Source organism: Streptomyces sparsus (assembly GCF_054776295.1).
In genome coordinates this window covers 1-2,062 of record NZ_BAAHCA010000870.1, presented here as the reverse complement: position 1 = coordinate 2,062, position 2,062 = coordinate 1, and the positions used below count along the sequence as shown (strand labels likewise).

Genomic DNA, 2,062 nt, shown 5'->3' with positions numbered 1-2,062 from the left:
CGCGGGGGCCACCTGCTCGGCGAAGACCGAGCGCACGCTCGCCGCGCCGGCCTCGTTGGTGACACCGACGCGCAGCAGGGCGGCCAGCGTGCCGTCCTGCTCCCAGCGGTCCAGGAAGTGCTCGACGAGGCGGGTGCCGGCCTGCTCGGGCGGGCCCGAGGTGAGGTCGGGCAGCCGCAGGTCGATCTCGGAGGCGGCGGCGAACAGCCCTTCCTTGTTGCCGTAGTAGCGCATCACGAGGGAGGGGTCGATGCCCGCGTCGGCGGCGACGGACCGGATGGTGGCGCGCTCGTAGCCGTCGGTGGCGAAGCGCTCCCTGGCCGCGGTGAGGATCGCCGCGCGGGTCGCGTCGGATCGGCGGGCGGGCACGGATCGGGCGGGTCGCTGAGCCATGCCCCCAGCCTATGCCCACGCGCGTTGGCCAACAAGCGTTGACATCCACGCGGGAGCCGACCTACCGTCGTCAACAGATGTGGACAACGCCTGTTGACGCCGCCTCGTCGGCACCGGCCGACGAGCCGGCGCGCACCGGGCCGTCGCCCACGCCGCGCACACGGTCCGCCGCGAGCCCCGTCCCGGAGGCGACATGAACACCGCAATGCCCGACACCGACGTCCTCGTGGTCGGCGCCGGCCCGACCGGCCTGCTGCTGGCGGGAGACCTAGCCGCCGCGGGCCGGTCGGTGACCGTGCTGGAACGCCGCCCGCCCGGCGTCAGCAACCTCACCCGCGCCTTCGGCGTGCACGCCCGCACGCTGGAGCTGATGGACACCCGCGGGCTGGCGGACGCCCTGGTCGCCACCGGCACCCGACTCGACGAACTGCGCCTGTTCGACCGCCTCTCCCTGGACCTGAGCACCCTGCCCAGCCGCTTCCCGTACCTGCTGGTCACCCCGCAGTACGAGGTCGAGCGACTGCTGGAACGCCGCGCGGTCGAGGCGGGCGTCCGCTTCCGGCACCACACCGAACTGACCGGCCTCACCCAGGACGCCACCGGGGTCACCGCCCGGGTACAGGACGGAGCCGGCACCGCGTCCACGCTGCGGGCCACCTACGCGGTGGGCACCGACGGCCACCGCAGCACCGTCCGCGAGGCGCTCGGCCTGCCCTTCCCCGGCAAGTCCGTACTGCGGTCGATCCTGCTCGCCGACGTGCGCCTCACCGACCCGCCGCCCGACGTGCTCAGTGCCAACGGTGTGGGCGACGCCTTCGCCTTCCTCGCCCCCTTCGGGGACGGCTGGTACCGGGTGTTCGCCTGGCGCCGGGAGCCCGAGAGCACCGCCGGGGGAACCCCTCCGGACCGGGCGCGGGCGGAGCACGCCGACGACGAACCCGTCACGCTCGACGAGGTGCGGGCCATCACCCGGCACGCACTGGGCAGCGACTATGGCATGAGCGAGGCCCGGTGGCTGTCCCGGTTCCACAGCGACGAACGCCAGGTGCCCGACTACCGGGTCGGCCGCGTCCTGCTGGCCGGCGACGCCGCCCACGTGCACTCCCCCGCCGGCGGCCAGGGCATGAACACCGGCCTCCAGGACGCCGCCAACCTCAGCTGGAAGCTGGCCGAGGTACTCGCCGGGCGGGCCGGCGACGCACTGCTGGACAGCTACCACGAGGAACGCCACCGGGTCGGGCGAACCGTGCTGCGCAGCAGCGGCATGCTCGTCCGGCTGGCCATGGCGGACACACCGGCGCAGCGCGCCCGCCGCGCACTGCTGGCCCTGGCCGTCAAGCACGTCGGCCCGGTGCGGCGTCGCGCGGTCGGCTCACTCTCCGGCGTCGGCATCCGCTACCCGGCGCCGCGAGACCGTCACCCGGCCGTCGGCAGCCGCGTCCCCGACCTGCCGCTGACCGGCGGCGGGCGTCTGTACGAGACGCTGCGCGCCGGCCGCTTCGTCCTGCTCACCCCGCCGCACGCGGACCCCAGTGAGCCGCCGCAGTCTGCCGGTCCCGCCGGTGCTGCCGGTCCCGCGGGTTCCGCCGGTCCTGCGCCCGGGACACCACTCGTCATCCAGGCCGAGTTCGTGGAGGGGTTCGGCGCGCTCGCCGAGATCGGGCCCGGC

General features: G+C 75.0%; 2 protein-coding genes. One reads left to right on the top strand and one right to left on the bottom strand.

Annotated elements, in window-relative coordinates:
- Positions 1-393 (bottom strand): TetR/AcrR family transcriptional regulator (locus tag ACYVE9_RS24325; protein WP_461030042.1); only part of this gene is annotated, 393 nt, incomplete at its 3' end.
- A gap of 193 nt (positions 394-586) precedes the next feature.
- On the opposite strand from ACYVE9_RS24325, the gene ACYVE9_RS24320 reads away from it, so the two are divergent.
- Positions 587-2,062: FAD-dependent oxidoreductase (locus ACYVE9_RS24320; RefSeq protein ID WP_461030041.1), on the top strand; the 1,476-nt coding region annotated here is incomplete at its 3' end.